The sequence below is a fragment of the Paenibacillus silviterrae genome, from assembly GCF_030167925.1.
GTDB classification, from domain to species: domain Bacteria; phylum Bacillota; class Bacilli; order Paenibacillales; family NBRC-103111; genus Paenibacillus_G; species Paenibacillus_G silviterrae.
Window position 1 is genome coordinate 1,547,986 of record NZ_JASKUT010000001.1, and the last position, 14,736, is coordinate 1,562,721.

11 protein-coding genes, 1 tRNA gene and 2 rRNA genes are annotated in these 14,736 nt (G+C 52.3%); all 14 read right to left on the reverse strand.

Features of this window, described 5'->3' with window-relative positions; all coding sequences use genetic code 11:
• Position 1 precedes the first annotated feature (1 nt).
• The 14 genes from QMO62_RS06625 to QMO62_RS06690 all read right to left on the reverse strand — a co-directional run bounded on the left by QMO62_RS06625 (position 2) and on the right by QMO62_RS06690 (position 14,706).
• Positions 2 to 508, reverse strand: coding sequence for a DUF3189 family protein (locus QMO62_RS06625; protein WP_284639599.1), 507 nt, complete (start codon positions 506 to 508; stop codon positions 2 to 4).
• A gap of 90 nt (positions 509 to 598) precedes the next feature.
• Complete coding sequence (locus QMO62_RS06630; protein ID WP_284639601.1) at positions 599 to 865, reverse strand: hypothetical protein; 267 nt, start codon at positions 863 to 865, stop codon at positions 599 to 601.
• A gap of 126 nt (positions 866 to 991) precedes the next feature.
• Positions 992 to 1,079 (reverse strand) — tRNA-Ser (locus QMO62_RS06635).
• Between the two features lie 66 nt (positions 1,080 to 1,145).
• Positions 1,146 to 4,073: ribosomal RNA gene (locus QMO62_RS06640) — 23S ribosomal RNA — on the reverse strand.
• Positions 4,074 to 4,629: 556 nt separating this feature from the next.
• Positions 4,630 to 6,243, reverse strand: a 16S ribosomal RNA gene (locus QMO62_RS06645).
• The 16S and 23S rRNA genes sit together here with 1 tRNA gene alongside, the layout of an rRNA operon.
• 342 nt (positions 6,244 to 6,585) lie before the next feature.
• Positions 6,586 to 7,818 (reverse strand): MFS transporter, encoded by a 1,233-nt coding sequence (locus tag QMO62_RS06650; RefSeq protein ID WP_284639603.1) that lies wholly within the window; start codon positions 7,816 to 7,818, stop codon positions 6,586 to 6,588.
• 39 nt (positions 7,819 to 7,857) lie between these two features.
• A complete protein-coding gene (locus QMO62_RS06655; RefSeq protein WP_284639604.1) occupies positions 7,858 to 8,610 on the reverse strand; it encodes a 3'-5' exonuclease in 753 nt (250 codons plus the stop codon).
• Positions 8,611 to 8,812: 202 nt separating this feature from the next.
• A complete protein-coding gene (locus tag QMO62_RS06660) occupies positions 8,813 to 9,616 on the reverse strand; it encodes an inositol monophosphatase family protein (protein WP_348651697.1) in 804 nt (267 codons plus the stop codon).
• Between the two features lie 98 nt (positions 9,617 to 9,714).
• Positions 9,715 to 10,962 carry an NAD(P)/FAD-dependent oxidoreductase gene (locus tag QMO62_RS06665; protein ID WP_284639608.1) on the reverse strand — a complete coding sequence of 416 codons (1,248 nt, stop codon included), beginning with the start codon at positions 10,960 to 10,962 and terminating at the stop codon, positions 9,715 to 9,717.
• Positions 10,963 to 11,079: 117 nt separating this feature from the next.
• Positions 11,080 to 12,054 carry an ATP-dependent DNA ligase gene (locus QMO62_RS06670; protein WP_284639610.1) on the reverse strand — a complete coding sequence of 325 codons (975 nt, stop codon included), beginning with the start codon at positions 12,052 to 12,054 and terminating at the stop codon, positions 11,080 to 11,082.
• A gap of 18 nt (positions 12,055 to 12,072) precedes the next feature.
• On the reverse strand, positions 12,073 to 12,402 hold the full coding sequence (locus QMO62_RS06675) for a DUF1904 family protein (protein ID WP_284639612.1): 330 nt from the start codon (positions 12,400 to 12,402) through the stop codon (positions 12,073 to 12,075).
• 14 nt (positions 12,403 to 12,416) lie between these two features.
• Positions 12,417 to 13,607: a HEAT repeat domain-containing protein gene (locus QMO62_RS06680; protein WP_284639614.1), complete on the reverse strand. Its 1,191-nt coding sequence runs from the start codon at positions 13,605 to 13,607 to the stop codon at positions 12,417 to 12,419.
• 73 nt (positions 13,608 to 13,680) lie between these two features.
• Positions 13,681 to 13,875, reverse strand: coding sequence for a hypothetical protein (locus tag QMO62_RS06685; RefSeq protein WP_284639616.1), 195 nt, complete (start codon positions 13,873 to 13,875; stop codon positions 13,681 to 13,683).
• Between the two features lie 9 nt (positions 13,876 to 13,884).
• Positions 13,885 to 14,706 carry a YihY/virulence factor BrkB family protein gene (locus QMO62_RS06690; RefSeq protein WP_284639618.1) on the reverse strand — a complete coding sequence of 274 codons (822 nt, stop codon included), beginning with the start codon at positions 14,704 to 14,706 and terminating at the stop codon, positions 13,885 to 13,887.
• Between the last annotated feature and the right edge of the window lie 30 nt (positions 14,707 to 14,736).

Sequence of the window (14,736 nt, forward strand, 5' to 3'; positions counted from 1 at the left end):
CTTATTTAAACTGTTTATTTTCAAGCAGTAGGATCCGCTCATCCGAACGCCCGGCCGCGTCCTTGGTATGGTGGACTAGACGGATGATATCTTGATAGGCTTGCTTGATCCCCTTCACGAGGAGCGGGACGCCGATCCAATCGATTTTTAGCCAGCGTGAGGTCAGTCCGCCGAACGTAAGTGCCAGCGGAACCGTCGGCGATGTGTTGGACAGGATGATTTTATCGTTCAGCGCCCCTTCCTTCTCAAGCATCAGCAGCAGATGGTAGATCCCCGGCACGAGAATTTTGGACCTGCCCCTTCCCATCGTGTACACCTTATTTCCGTCTTCATCCGTCCCATGAAAAAATAGCTTCCCCCGGTCCGAGTACACCAGCTCGTTGAAGTTATGGGCTGTCAAAATCTCCTGCCTCGTTGGTTCACGGTCCTGGGGCAATTTTTGCAAGTGATAAGTCGCTGCCATGACAGTAGAGTGGGTTCCGCCGAAATCGTTATAAATATAGATCATGGTGCTCCTTTCTTATCTGCAGCAGTATTTCGCAGCTGTGCCGATGCCGATGATTCTTTTTGCCATAGTGTTACCTTCCGCCCCCTTCTATTATCCATCCGCCTCATCCAGCTCCGGCTCCATGAAGGTAAAGGTCCCATCCTCCTCGCTGATCATCGAGTTTTCAATGAGATGCTCTCGGATATCCTTCGTGCTGCTTGGAAGCGGCCAGCCCTCTTCAATCAACCGCTGCTCAGCCCAAAACAACACGATAGCCCTTATTTCCTTTTTGATCTCTTTCTCCGAAACGAGAAGAATTGAATCTCTCAAGATGGCTTTCAGGTTAATTTTGATCTCAGTTTGAAATCGAATGCCCATAGAATCACTCTTCCTATGCTATATAGTTCAGCATATGTACTTCTTGAATCAGTGTTCCTGAAAAACAAAAACACCTAGTTCCTACCTGTACAGGTACTTGAACTAGGTGTAAATGCTTAAATGCTACGGAGAGAGAGGGATTCGAACCCTCGCACCGCTTACGCAGTCTAACCCCTTAGCAGAGGGTCCCCTTGAGCCGCTTGGGTATCTCTCCAAATTGGATGCAGTTCGTTGCACCCTAAAAACTGGATTCGAAACTTCAGCAAATGTCATATGCTTGTAGGATAAGCCCTCGACCGATTAGTATTCGTCAGCTCCACACGTTGCCGCGCTTCCACCCCGAACCTATCTACCTCGTCGTCTACAAGGGGTCTTACATACTGGGAAATCTCATCTTGAGGGGGGCTTCACGCTTAGATGCTTTCAGCGCTTATCCCTTCCGTACTTGGCTATCCAGCCGTGCCTCTGGCGAGACAACTGGTACACCAGCGGTACGTCCATCCCGGTCCTCTCGTACTAAGGACAGCTCCTCTCAAATTTCCTACGCCCGCGACAGATAGGGACCGAACTGTCTCACGACGTTCTGAACCCAGCTCGCGTACCGCTTTAATGGGCGAACAGCCCAACCCTTGGGACCTACTTCAGCCCCAGGATGCGATGAGCCGACATCGAGGTGCCAAACCTCCCCGTCGATGTGGACTCTTGGGGGAGATAAGCCTGTTATCCCCAGGGTAGCTTTTATCCGTTGAGCGATGGCCCTTCCATTCGGTACCACCGGATCACTAAGCCCGACTTTCGTCCCTGCTCGACCTGTATGTCTCGCAGTCAAGCTCCCTTATGCCTTTGCACTCTTCGAATGATTTCCAACCATTCTGAGGGAACCTTGGGGCGCCTCCGTTACTCTTTAGGAGGCGACCGCCCCAGTCAAACTGCCTACCTGACACTGTCCCCGCACCCGATCAGGGTGCCAGGTTAGAACTCCGATACGATCAGGGTGGTATCCCAACGGCGCCTCCACCGAAGCTGGCGCTCCGGCTTCCTAGGCTCCCACCTATCCTGTACAGATCGTACCAAAGTCCAATATCAAGCTGCAGTAAAGCTCCATGGGGTCTTTCCGTCTTGTCGCGGGTAACCTGCATCTTCACAGGTATTAAAATTTCACCGGATCTCTCGTCGAGACAGCGCCCAAGTCGTTACGCCATTCGTGCGGGTCAGAATTTACCTGACAAGGAATTTCGCTACCTTAGGACCGTTATAGTTACGGCCGCCGTTTACTGGGGCTTCGGTTCACAGCTTCGGATTACTCCTAACCGCTCCCCTTAACCTTCCAGCACCGGGCAGGCGTCAGCCCGTATACTTCGCCTTACGGCTTCGCACAGACCTGTGTTTTTGCTAAACAGTCGCTTGGGCCTTTTCACTGCGGCCCCCTCGGGCTATTCACCCTACCGAGGCACCCCTTCTCCCGAAGTTACGGGGTCATTTTGCCGAGTTCCTTAACGAGAGTTCTTCCGAGCGCCTTAGCATGCTCTGCTCGCCTACCTGTGTCGGTTTGCGGTACGGGCACCTTCTCCCTGGCTAGAGGCTTTTCTTGGCAGCTTGAACTCATGACCTTCGCTACTATAATTTCGCTCCCCATCACAGCCCAGCCTTATGGTTAGCGGATTTGCCTACTAACCAGCCTCGCTGCTTGGACGGACATCCATCAGTCCGCGTCACTATCCTTCTGCGTCACCCCATTGCTCATAACGGTTCACGGTGGTACAGGAATTTCAACCTGTTGTCCTTCGACTACGCCTTTCGGCCTCGCCTTAGGTCCCGACTTACCCTGAGCGGACGAACCTTCCTCAGGAACCCTTAGGCTTACGGCGGACAAGATTCTCACTTGTCTTTTCGTTACTCATACCGGCATTCTCACTTGTAACCGCTCCAGCTGTCCTCACGATCAACCTTCACCGCTGTTACAACGCTCCCCTACTGCCCTCGCTGCAAACTTGTTTGCACCTGGACTCATAGCTTCGGTGGTGTGTTTAGCCCCGTTACATTTTCGGCGCAGAGTCACTCGACCAGTGAGCTATTACGCACTCTTTCAATGGTGGCTGCTTCTAAGCCAACATCCTGGTTGTCTTTGCAACTCCACATCCTTTCCCACTTAACACACACTTGGGGACCTTAGCTGATGATCTGGGCTGTTTCCCTCTTGACAATGGATCTTAGCACTCACTGTCTGACTCCCGGGTTAAAGTCTGCGGCATTCAGAGTTTGACTGGACTTGGTAACCCTTGGCGGGCCCCGCACCCAATCAGTGCTTTACCTCCGCGACTCATCACCCGAGGCTAGCCCTAAAGCTATTTCGGGGAGAACCAGCTATCTCCGAGTTCGATTGGAATTTCTCCGCTACCCCCACCTCATCCCCGAATTTTTCAACATTCGTGGGTTCGGGCCTCCAGTGCGTGTTACCGCACCTTCACCCTGGACAGGGGTAGATCACACGGTTTCGGGTCTACGTCTACGTACTTAGTCGCCCTATTCAGACTCGCTTTCGCTGCGGCTCCGGCTTCTCACCTTAACCTTGCGCGTAAACGTAACTCGCCGGTTCATTCTACAAAAGGCACGCCATCACTCATTAACGAGCTCTGACTTCTTGTAAGCACACGGTTTCAGGTTCTTTTTCACTCCGCTCCCGCGGTTCTTTTCACCTTTCCCTCACGGTACTGCTTCACTATCGGTCACCAGGGAGTATTTAGCCTTGGCAGATGGTCCTGCCGGATTCCGACGGGGTTTCACGTGTCCCGCCGTACTCAGGATCCGTCTAGAGTCTCAGTTGCTTTCGGTTACGGGGCTGTTACCCACTTTGGCCGGCCTTTCCAGACCTGTTCGCCTACCAACCTGCACTCACATTGACGTCCTACAACCCCAAGGGGCAAGCCCCTTGGTTTGGGCTGTTCCGCTTTCGCTCGCCGCTACTGACGGAATCACTTTTGTTTTCTTTTCCTGAGGGTACTTAGATGTTTCAGTTCCCCTCGTCTGCCTCCTACACAGCTATGTATTCACTGTGTGGTACGTGAGTATTACCTCACGCGGGTTCCCCCATTCGGACATCCCCGGATCAAAGCCTGCTTACGGCTCCCCGAGGCATTTCGTCGTTCGCCACGTCCTTCTTCGGCTCCTGGTGCCTAGGCATCCTCCGTGTGCTCTTATTAGCTTAACCTCAGCTAAAAGATTGATGATCTCGCATGCGCTCAATCATCACATCGTATAGATGTTTCGACATTTTGCTTTGTTTCGATATCCAGTTTTCAAGGAACAAGGATTGTTCTTCGCTGCTCGCATTACCGCGGCAGGAAGGTTATCATAGCACGTCTGCAATCTTCGATGCAAGCATCAAGATTTGCCAGAGGGTGCTCGCACAATAACGGACTTTGAGAACGTTATTTGCGGTTTTGGAATCGGTCAGAGGCAGATAACGGACTTTCGAACCGTTATTTTCTGCTGTAACGCGATTGTGGAGCGGTTTTGCCTTGTTTTCGCCGAAATAGCGGTCTGATAAACCGTTATTCCAGCTTCTCGCTGTTATTTCATTAGAATAACGTCCTGAAAGTCCGTTATTCCTTCAGCGAAGCAAAACATCCTATGTACAGAAAGGCATTGCACCTTTCAAAACTGAACAACGAGGAGAGTGAGTTCGCTGCAACTGTTACATCGTGGAACGATGTCAGTTGTCAGCTTTTATGTCCGATGGCCTGCAGCCATCATGGACTCCATAGAAAGGAGGTGATCCAGCCGCACCTTCCGATACGGCTACCTTGTTACGACTTCACCCCAATCATCTACCCCACCTTCGGCGGCTGGCTCCCAATCCGGGGTCCCCGAAAAGTACTCGGATTACGCTGCGAAGCATAGTCTTCACTTTTTGGGGCGGCTCAGGTTGCCCCACCGACTTCAGGTGTTGTAAACTCTCGTGGTGTGACGGGCGGTGTGTACAAGACCCGGGAACGTATTCACCGCGGCATGCTGATCCGCGATTACTAGCAATTCCGACTTCATGCAGGCGAGTTGCAGCCTGCAATCCGAACTGAGACCGGCTTCTAAGGATTCGCTCTAGATCGCTCCTTCGCTGCCCGTTGTACCGGCCATTGTAGTACGTGTGTAGCCCAGGTCATAAGGGGCATGATGATTTGACGTCATCCCCACCTTCCTCCGGTTTGTCACCGGCAGTCACTTCAGAGTGCCCAACTTAATGCTGGCAACTGAAATCAAGGGTTGCGCTCGTTGCGGGACTTAACCCAACATCTCACGACACGAGCTGACGACAACCATGCACCACCTGTCTCCTCTGTCCCGAAGGCCTACGATATCTCTACCGTATTCAGAGGGATGTCAAGACCTGGTAAGGTTCTTCGCGTTGCTTCGAATTAAACCACATACTCCACTGCTTGTGCGGGTCCCCGTCAATTCCTTTGAGTTTCACTCTTGCGAGCGTACTCCCCAGGCGGAGTGCTTACTGTGTTTACTTCGGCACCAAGGGTATCGAAACCCCTAACACCTAGCACTCATCGTTTACGGCGTGGACTACCAGGGTATCTAATCCTGTTTGCTCCCCACGCTTTCGCGCCTCAGCGTCAGTTACAGTCCAGAAAGTCGCCTTCGCCACTGGTGTTCCTCCACATCTCTACGCATTTCACCGCTACACGTGGAATTCCACTTTCCTCTCCTGCACTCAAGTCTCCCAGTTTTCAGTGCGAACCAGGGTTGAGCCCTGGGCTTAAACACCAAACTTAAAAGACCGCCTGCGCGCGCTTTACGCCCAATAATTCCGGACAACGCTTGCCCCCTACGTATTACCGCGGCTGCTGGCACGTAGTTTGCCGGGGCTTTCTTCTCAGGTACCGTCATTTCCAGGGCAGTTACTCCCCGGAACGTTCTTCCCTGGCAACAGAGCTTTACGATCCGAAAACCTTCATCACTCACGCGGCGTTGCTCCGTCAGACTTTCGTCCATTGCGGAAGATTCCCTACTGCTGCCTCCCGTAGGAGTCTGGGCCGTGTCTCAGTCCCAGTGTGGCCGATCACCCTCTCAGGTCGGCTACGCATCGTCGCCTTGGTGAGCCGTTACCCCACCAACTAGCTAATGCGCCGCAGGCCCATCTGTAAGCCACAGCCCTCGAATAAATTCGGAACCGTGTTTCCAAGCTCCTCCATGCGGAGAAGCCATCTATCCGGTCTTAGCTACCGTTTCCGGTAGTTATCCCGGTCTTACAGGCAGGTTGCCTACGTGTTACTCACCCGTCCGCCGCTAGGGTCCGAAGACCCTCGCTCGACTTGCATGTATTAGGCACGCCGCCAGCGTTCGTCCTGAGCCAGGATCAAACTCTCCAATAAAGTAGTTTGACTTGCTCATGTTCAAAGCTAGCACGAATCCGAAGATTCGTTATATCTTCACTCTCTCGTTGTTCAGTTTTCAAAGGACAATTTCTCTCACATCTCCGTACCGACCAAGCGGCAGGAGTAACAATATATCACGTAGGATTTGTCGAATCAACCGCCAGTTTCTGACAACCAATCCTCCATCGCGTCGACCGCTCCCGCGGCCGGAGTAACAATATATCACGTGCCCTGCCCCTGTTCAACCGCCAAAACCATCCATTTGTTAGCTACATTAAATATTAAAGCAAAAAAACTCCGCACAGTACCCGATCACCAAGGCACTGCAGCGGAGTTCGATTACATCCCGACGCCATTTTCCGTCGATACCGACCTCACTCGATTTAAAACAAATAACAAACAGCCTACCGCCGCGCAGCCTGCTGCAAACAGCAGCAGCAATTCGAACGATACCGTACCTCCGAGCGATGTGCTTAACAGCGGCCCGATGGTCCCCCGAATCCCGAACAGCATTAAGTGCAAGCCAAAGACGACGGCTTCCCGACCCGGAGCTAATCGAAATACGTAAGCCATACACCCGATATCCCAAATGGCGTCACCGAAGCCTTGTAATCCACCTGCGGCTATGACCGCCGGGTAAGTGCCGCCGAGCCCGTATAACAGCGGCACTAAAGCGTAAGCAAACGTACCGAAACACATGGCGACGCGTGGCGAATAACGATCGATCACCCAGCCCATAATGAAGTAAGACAAGAGCAGACAGGTGAAGTAAGACATGCGGATATATCCGATTTCCAAATTGCTTAACCCCAGATGGCTGACCTGGATAATGGAATAAAGCGGACTTGCGAGCATATTGCCGAAGCCTGAAATCGTGGTTGCGGTTAAAAACAAGAGCAGCCCCCGATTGCCTTTTAAAATGTGCCATTGATCTGCAAAGGATACCCTCTGCTTCCGATCGCCGGCCTTATCCACAAGAGAGGGAATCTCCCGGATCCGGAGAAAAGCAAGCACGGAAATAAAACCGCTGACCGCCGCAGCCATCAAGGGACCCGAGCCGCCGGACGAGTCAATCCATTGACCGATCACGTAAGCAAGAGGAATCATCAGGAGCCCCATAACTACCCGTACATTCCCCATCAACCGGCCGCGAAGCTCCGCCGGATAAATGCGAGTCATAAGCGAGGCATAGGCCGGAGCTTGGATGCCCATCAGGAGATGAAAGAATAGCGCAAACCCTACGAAAACCCAGGAGTTATAAAACAGAACAGGGATAATGATCAGTGAACGCCCGATTAGATTCGGCCAGAAAAAATACCATTTCGGAGCACCCTGTTGAATAAAGCCTGACCACAAGGGCGAAAACGTCAGTCCGATCGCAGGAGCTGCCGCCAGCAGACCCACCTGAAAATCCGACGCCCCCTGCTGAATGGCCAGCGGAATATAGAACTGATTGAACACCACATTAAACAAACTAAACAAAGAAGCCGCGGCAAAATCCCATCGGAAATTATGCCACGCCTCCCTGCCCATTCGCATTCCCATAAATGACACTTGTCCGCCGCTGTCCATATTCCAGGTCTCCCGTTCGGTATGCTGCCAAGCCGATGTTTATACCGGTTGAAGCTTCACTTTGCGTCCGTATTTTTGTTTAAAATATTTAATAAACAGCACTTTCACCATTTGAAGTTCCTGCTCGGTTAAATGCATGATCCTCGAATAAGCCAGCGTTTGCCCGTTAGAGACAAATTCCTCCCATCGAAGCACATGCCCCTCGGCCGCCGCTTTATCCAGCGACATCAAAATCCATTTTTTAATTCCGCCGGTTACCAGCTTCATCGGATCAGGTCGATAATAATGAGTGTGCTGCACGATCTCTGGTTTAAGCTTAAGAAGCTGAACCGCATTCAAGGCATCGTCCAAAGCGGAGTGATGCTGTCCGAGCGAAGGAAGCTCATGTGTAGCGAGCGCCTGCTGCAGCCCTCCCTCGAACGGCTTGGACATGTCCACAAGGCGCTGCGTCAGCCAATCATTATCGATTTCATTGACCCGGCAATCTACGAATAGACTGAAGAAGTCGCTGCAGCCCCAGGCAAAAACAATAAATTCCTCACCGCAGAACCTGCGAAATCTATCAATCACTTGTGTAAATGGCTCCGCTTCTTTCAAGGTCTTCTCCTGAATCCCGCAAAATTCGAGTGCAAATCGATTAATCGGATATTTCGGCTTAATATAGCTTTGAAACATATCTATGATTTCGAGCTTCTCATTCAGCTTCACTGCACCAAGCTCGATGATTTCCATGGGATAAATATCGTAATGTCTGCGACCGTTGAATTCCAAATCAATCACAATGTAATTCATGTCGGTCCCCCTTTCTCCGAGAGACGTATCGCCTATCATACAACAAAGACCATGACCTGGCATACTTACCGGACATGGTCTCATCTTTATTAATCACACTACCATTCTCCTGCCCCAAAATCAAGCCCCAAAGCTTGGGCAATATTTCCGCTTCGCCATCTCTCATTTCCCGGGGAAGCGCAGGAATCGCGGTTTTTCCGTTTTACTTGACAGCAAGCTTGACAAAATGTAGGAATTCGTCTAAATGCTGCGGATGACAGGCAAGCAAATATGGCTCCTGTATCATGCCTTGGAACGGATTTCCTTGAAAATCTACAACAATCCCGCCGGATTCCTGGACCATCAACAGCCCGGAATACAGATCGTCTCCTTCGGAATTATAAACGATAATTCCGTTCAGGTCCCCCTTGGCCAGCATGCACCATTGCAGGGTTGGCGCCCATAGCCTCATCATTCTTTTAAAATGGACATCCACTTGTCTGCGCAGGGAGACTGCCTTGGCATCATTTTGCACGGCATGTCCCTGAATCCAGCCCACGGTCCCCTTACGCAGCTCAGGACGGCTCCGTACGGTCATCCGGACATCATTGCAAAAGGCTCCCATCCCTTTCCCGGTAACGTACATCCGATCGACCATCGGCTCGTAGATCACAGCAAACACAGGTACGCGCTTGTACATCAATGTGACGGAAACCGAGAACACCGGGAGACCGATGACGTAATTATTCGTTCCGTCCAGCGGATCAATGAGCCATAGCCAATCGCTGTCCGGCCCACGGTCGCCGGCCTCTTCACTGTGGACGTGATGGTCCGGGAACGCTTGCTCTATCGCACGCAGCATGATTTCTTCCGCCAGGTGATCCACTTCCGTGACCACATCGCCATGCGCATCCTTCTCCGATAAACGGTAAGAGCCGTCGAATCTCGATTTGATCAAGGCTCCGGCTTCCCTTGCCGCCTTCATCGCCACTACTTTCGCTTTTTCAACAACTTGCTCCAATAACATCATCCGTCAGCTCCTCTCTCCATCCAAATTATGTATTGGAACAAAGTAAAAAGCAAGCACTCCCGCTAAGAGCGCTTGCTTCTTCTTAAATATACTCATTAGACCTGAGACATTCCGCTCAGCAAACGGCCGATTTCCCGCTCTAGATCTGCAGGTTCCCTCGTATAATTATACAGCCCGAGAAAAGTGCGGGTAGCTTCGACATCCGACCCGATCAGCCGGTTCACGGCAGCCTCTTCGGCAGACACGTGTACGTTCTTCGTAAGCTGACAGCCCATATGGAAGCGCGACATCAGCTTCGTTTCCATCTCCGCTTGATACGCTTGACTCATAGCATCCCAGCTGGAGCTCCAATTCTCCCTGCCGGTTTGAGTCAAAATCCGAGTTAACGTACGGCTGCCGTATATTGCGTCATGAATCCCTTGACCGACGGCCGGATCCTTGAAGGTAAGCGCATCCCCAAGCAGCGCCCAGCCTCGCCCCATTCCTTGATACCAGTCGTTATCATAGCCGTGCAAGCCTTTGATCTGTTCAACGAAACGGACCTCCGACAACCGGGCCGGCAAGCTGGTATGCGGGAACCCTTCGGCAACGATCTGCCGGAAGCTTAGCTCCGCATCGGACTTGAACCGCTCCAGCCAAGCCTGGGAAGTCAAAGGAAACATCACCCCTACGACAAACAGATCGTCGCTGGTAGGAAACGCGATGAAGAGCTTGTCATCCCATTTGTAAAACTCTACATGCCGTTCCCCTTCCTGCTTATAACCGGCAACATACCCGACGTACGAAGCAAAGTCCGTTGGGATTGCCAGTTTACGCTCACTCGCTGCCAGCTGGCGAATCGCGGACAACCGGCCGTCGCAGCCAACCACCAGCTTGGCCTCGAAGGTTTCCTGACGTCCGTCCCGGTGCCTGCCGATGACCCCGCGCACCTCGCCTCCTTCCGTTACCAGGTCGGTAACTCGAAAGCCTTCGATGCCCGTTACACCAGGCTGCGACTTGGCATGCTCCAGCAGAATGTGATCCAGATACGTGCGTCTTATGCACAAGCAGCGGGACTCTCCATCGATTTCAGGGATCATTCCGTCAATGACCGAGGGACCGAATTCTACCCGCGCCCGGCGATACGTCGGCGTATTGGTCTCTAATAGTCGATCCAGTACGCCCATCTCTCGCAGCATGATCACGGTATTGTTAAACATATTATGCGTCGAAAGCGTATCGCTTGGAAACGTGTTGCGATCTACCAGCAGCACCTCATAGCCTTCCTTGGATAGCTCATACGCAAGCGAAGAGCCGGCAACGCGGGAACCGACAACGACCACATCATAACTTGAACCTCTCATCTTAAGCCTCCCCAATCACTGTGAATATATCCAATCATATCCAGCGAAGGGTCATGTGACCAGTAACGGCGGTCATGAATGCTGTCATGGGGAAGCTGTGGACGCCTTTCAACAGCTTTACTTATAGCCCCATACACATTCCTCCGGTGGCTTGTCCGGCAAAAATTGCTGAAACGCCGTCATGCCCAGCTGATGTCTGTCATTCCGGTCCCGATAAGTAATCCTGCAGCACATTCGCGGCTCCAACCAATGGATTCCGTTTTCCTTTCGGGTGGGAAGTGCTGCCGCCATCGTTAGGAATCGTTCTTTGTCCTCTTCCGAAATACCTCTCTCTACCGTAGCGACCGGTTTATTGCGAACCGTCCGGAAATGTACGCCTACAATCAAGGCAAACCGCGGCTCCTCCTTATATCCGAGCACAAGCGTATCCAGGCTTCGCTCATGCTTGAATTTCAACCAGTCGGCGGATACTGCACCCGGTTGATACAAGGAACGTTTCTTCTTGGCCACAAGACCCTCCAGGCCTTGATCCCTCGTTAGCCGGCTCATGGCTGTGCCCTGCCCCTCCACGAACATCGTCGCTACAAGAGCGGGACAAAGCTCTATGACTCGGGATAACCTCTGTTTTCGATCTATAAGAGGACAATGCATCAGCGATTCCTCATTCAGCCTCAATAGGTCAAACGCAACGAACGTAACCGGATGGGTTCGTACCGCATGGGAGACCTTCATTGGCAGCCGAATCCGCATCCGGTAGGCCATATCATCGAATACCGGCTTTCCTTCCTGCAAGCAGATGGCTTCACAGTCAAGTACTGCCTCGTTAGCCTTAATGCAGCTTACGGCCGCTTGGAGCTCAGGCAGCTTCTCCGTTACATTCTCGCCCGAACGTGTATACGCCTCAAGCCGTTGTCCACTCTTATGAAGCTGCAGGCGATATCCGTCCCATTTGGGCTCGAACAAATAGTCATCGTCATCGAAAACCTCTTCCCCCTGGCTCACTATCATGGGTTGGATAAACTTCACCGTACCGCTCGCCTCCGAATGTCCTTTAAGATTCAGATGAAAAGAAAACAGCCTTATCATCTGCATGACAAGGCTGACTCCTCATTACTTACACGGTTTCCCGTTAATATAATACTTATCTTCATCGTAGGCGATGAAGGCGACCTCCATATCGGCAACGCCCAGCGACTGCACATGCTTCGTGACAGCCGCAGCGAAGCGATCCCGGATTTCCTTTCCCCGCTCGAACCATGCAACCTCAATGAAAGGAAAGGAGGCTACTTCCTCCCCCTCGAATAGGGATACCGTGTTCAGGCATTCCAGCATGAAATTGTCGGTTCCGCATTGACATATTTCAGCAAGCTCCCGGATCAACGGTCCGGAAATCCTCCGAGTGCCCTCCACACTTATACCTCTTACAAGCAGCTGCGGCATAGCGGCTCTCCCTTCTACGCCTGGCCGTTCTGTACGGCACTTTGGCTTCTGGCGGCTTCGATGCTCGCATAGAAATCCGGACTGGCCGATAGCAGCCAATTGCGGTGCTGCGCACTCACTTCGGTGAGCTCCGGTTCGCCGTACGGCCATTCGATGCTGAAGCCCTTCGCATAATCCTTCATCAGCATCAGGAAGGCAGCGCCCCACTCGCGGGTGCCTGTTACCGTAGGCACTAACGGATAGTACTGGTCATAGGCCGAACGGATCAGCATATGCGCCACTTCCTGCAGAATTCCCGGGATATCCGCTTCATTCACCTTTGATTCCAGCTCTTCCGGCAGTGTCGCTTCATCCGTCGATGCGTGTGCTTCATATTCCTCCTGCGACACAAAGCCCTGCTGCTTCGCCATCCACAGCTTCATCCGGTCGAGTGCCGGCTTAAACGCCTGTGGAACCGAAACCGTAAGCTCCGGCTTCGGCTCATTCAGATCGATGACGAACGATTCGCCGAACTTCGAGATGCGGGCATTGCCGCGGATGCCGAGCCATCGCATAGCCAAGAGGGAATGCGTTCTTACCTTCGGATCGATCTCTTCATTGCGGGCGACGCGCCGAAGCAGCTTCTCGCTCCGCGGATCGGGCAGCATGCAGAGGAAGCGCACACCGTGAAGCGCATTCTCGGGGTCTTCCGTCCAAACCTTCAGATGGTTAAAAATCTTATCGATATCCTCATCGAGCAGCCAATCCAGCTCTACACGGCGAGCGGCGAATTCCTTCAGCCCTACCATGCCCTGCTGATCCAGCGCTTCCTGGCCGTGTTTTTCAATAAGATCAAGGTAGGCCTTCTCCAGATCATCGGCCATTTCCGTCAGCATGCTCTTGTCCTGCTCACTCACACCGCCGAAAGCCACTACGGCACGAAGCCACTCGTACAGCACCTTCGGATTGTTCTGCCAAATCATAATGGCAAAGGTGACCATATCCTTGTCATAGTCCTGCTGCTCTTGCAGTCCATAGCGAGCGAGCATCGTCATGGAGTCTTGCTCCTTGCGCATCAGGCTGAGGGACAGCACGATGCCATTCCAGGGGCTCCCGTTCGGATTGCCCTCCAGAATCGCCCGATAAAAGCAGTACGCAGCCGCTCCGTACGAATCGTTCTGCAATAGATGACGCCCGTGACTTCCAAAATCCACATTTTGACTCATCGTCTACTCGCCCCTCATCATGTATGTATATAGGACAAGTATACATTACTCGGGCAAAGGAAAACATCCCTAATTATTTTGTTATTAAAAAATCGTATTCGTCTCGTTCCAGCTTCGTTCCCGAAACCGTGACAAGCAGAGGGTTAAAGCCGTCCAAGCCCCCGATAAAATGATATTCCTCATGCTTGCGATGCCTTGCGTAGACGGAGGAATGGGTTAGGAACGCCATCTCGAATTGACGATCGGTTACAAGTCGGCTAAAGCTCATGTGATCACCTCAGGCAGTCTTCTTTTTCTTAAACAGATACGACATGGCATTGATCTCCCCGCCCACAATAATGATCAGAGCGCAAAGATAGAACCAGGTCAGCAGTGCGATAACCCCGCCCAAGCCCCCGTAGGTCGCACTATAATTACCCCAATGGTTCACATAGAAGGAAAAGCCCTCCGAAATTAGCTGCCAGCCCATGGCGGAGAAGACGGCACCCGGGAGCACATCCTTGCAGCCTAAGCAAGTATTGGGAGCGATATAGTAGATCCCCAGGAAGACGAGGAACAGGATAAGCAGGTTGATAAACCAGCGGAGCACGTTCCACAGCTTGACCTGGTCCATGGATAGGGACAAGTACTCGTGAGACAGGTCGCCGAGGAAGTGACCGAATACACTTAGCAGCAGTGCGGAAGCGACCACAACCAGCATGCCGATCGTCAGCATGATGGAAAGAAACCTCGAGTGGATAAAGCTTCTGCGCTCAGGCAAGCCATAGGCCTTGTTCACCGCAAAGACGATGGCGTTCATTGCCGCGCTTGCACTGACAAGAGAGAGAATCAAACCGAACGACAGCGTCCCGCCTCTCTGCACATCCAGTACGCTGCTTAAGTGCCCCTCCACCCCGGAGGCTACCCCTTGAGGGATGTATTCCCGCGCCAGCCCAAGCACATCTTCTGTGGTAATCGGCAAATAGCCTAAAAGGCTGACAATAAACAGCAGAAACGGAAATAACGAAAGCAAAAAATAATACGCGCACTGCGCAGCCAGTCCGAATACGTCGTCCTGATCCAGCTGTTTAGCGAGCTCCCGCAAGAAAGAAGCGCCCATGAAGTTACCTCCCTTGTGGCTGTACCTATT

What these genes read in the sequence shown, in the direction of transcription:
- QMO62_RS06630 (WP_284639601.1), bottom strand. Translation starts at nt 865, where the DNA reads ATGGGCATTCGATTTCAAACTGAGATCAAAATTAACCTGAAAGCCATC.
- QMO62_RS06670 (WP_284639610.1), bottom strand. Translation starts at nt 12,054, where the DNA reads ATGCAGATGATAAGGCTGTTTTCTTTTCATCTGAATCTTAAAGGACAT.
- QMO62_RS06675 (WP_284639612.1), bottom strand. Translation starts at nt 12,402, where the DNA reads ATGCCGCAGCTGCTTGTAAGAGGTATAAGTGTGGAGGGCACTCGGAGG.
- QMO62_RS06650 (WP_284639603.1), bottom strand. Translation starts at nt 7,818, where the DNA reads ATGGACAGCGGCGGACAAGTGTCATTTATGGGAATGCGAATGGGCAGG.
- QMO62_RS06680 (WP_284639614.1), bottom strand. Translation starts at nt 13,607, where the DNA reads ATGAGTCAAAATGTGGATTTTGGAAGTCACGGGCGTCATCTATTGCAG.
- QMO62_RS06665 (WP_284639608.1), bottom strand. Translation starts at nt 10,962, where the DNA reads ATGAGAGGTTCAAGTTATGATGTGGTCGTTGTCGGTTCCCGCGTTGCC.
- QMO62_RS06660 (WP_348651697.1), bottom strand. Translation starts at nt 9,616, where the DNA reads ATGTTATTGGAGCAAGTTGTTGAAAAAGCGAAAGTAGTGGCGATGAAG.
- QMO62_RS06690 (WP_284639618.1), bottom strand. Translation starts at nt 14,706, where the DNA reads ATGGGCGCTTCTTTCTTGCGGGAGCTCGCTAAACAGCTGGATCAGGAC.
- QMO62_RS06685 (WP_284639616.1), bottom strand. Translation starts at nt 13,875, where the DNA reads ATGAGCTTTAGCCGACTTGTAACCGATCGTCAATTCGAGATGGCGTTC.
- QMO62_RS06655 (WP_284639604.1), bottom strand. Translation starts at nt 8,610, where the DNA reads ATGAATTACATTGTGATTGATTTGGAATTCAACGGTCGCAGACATTAC.
- QMO62_RS06625 (WP_284639599.1), bottom strand. Translation starts at nt 508, where the DNA reads ATGATCTATATTTATAACGATTTCGGCGGAACCCACTCTACTGTCATG.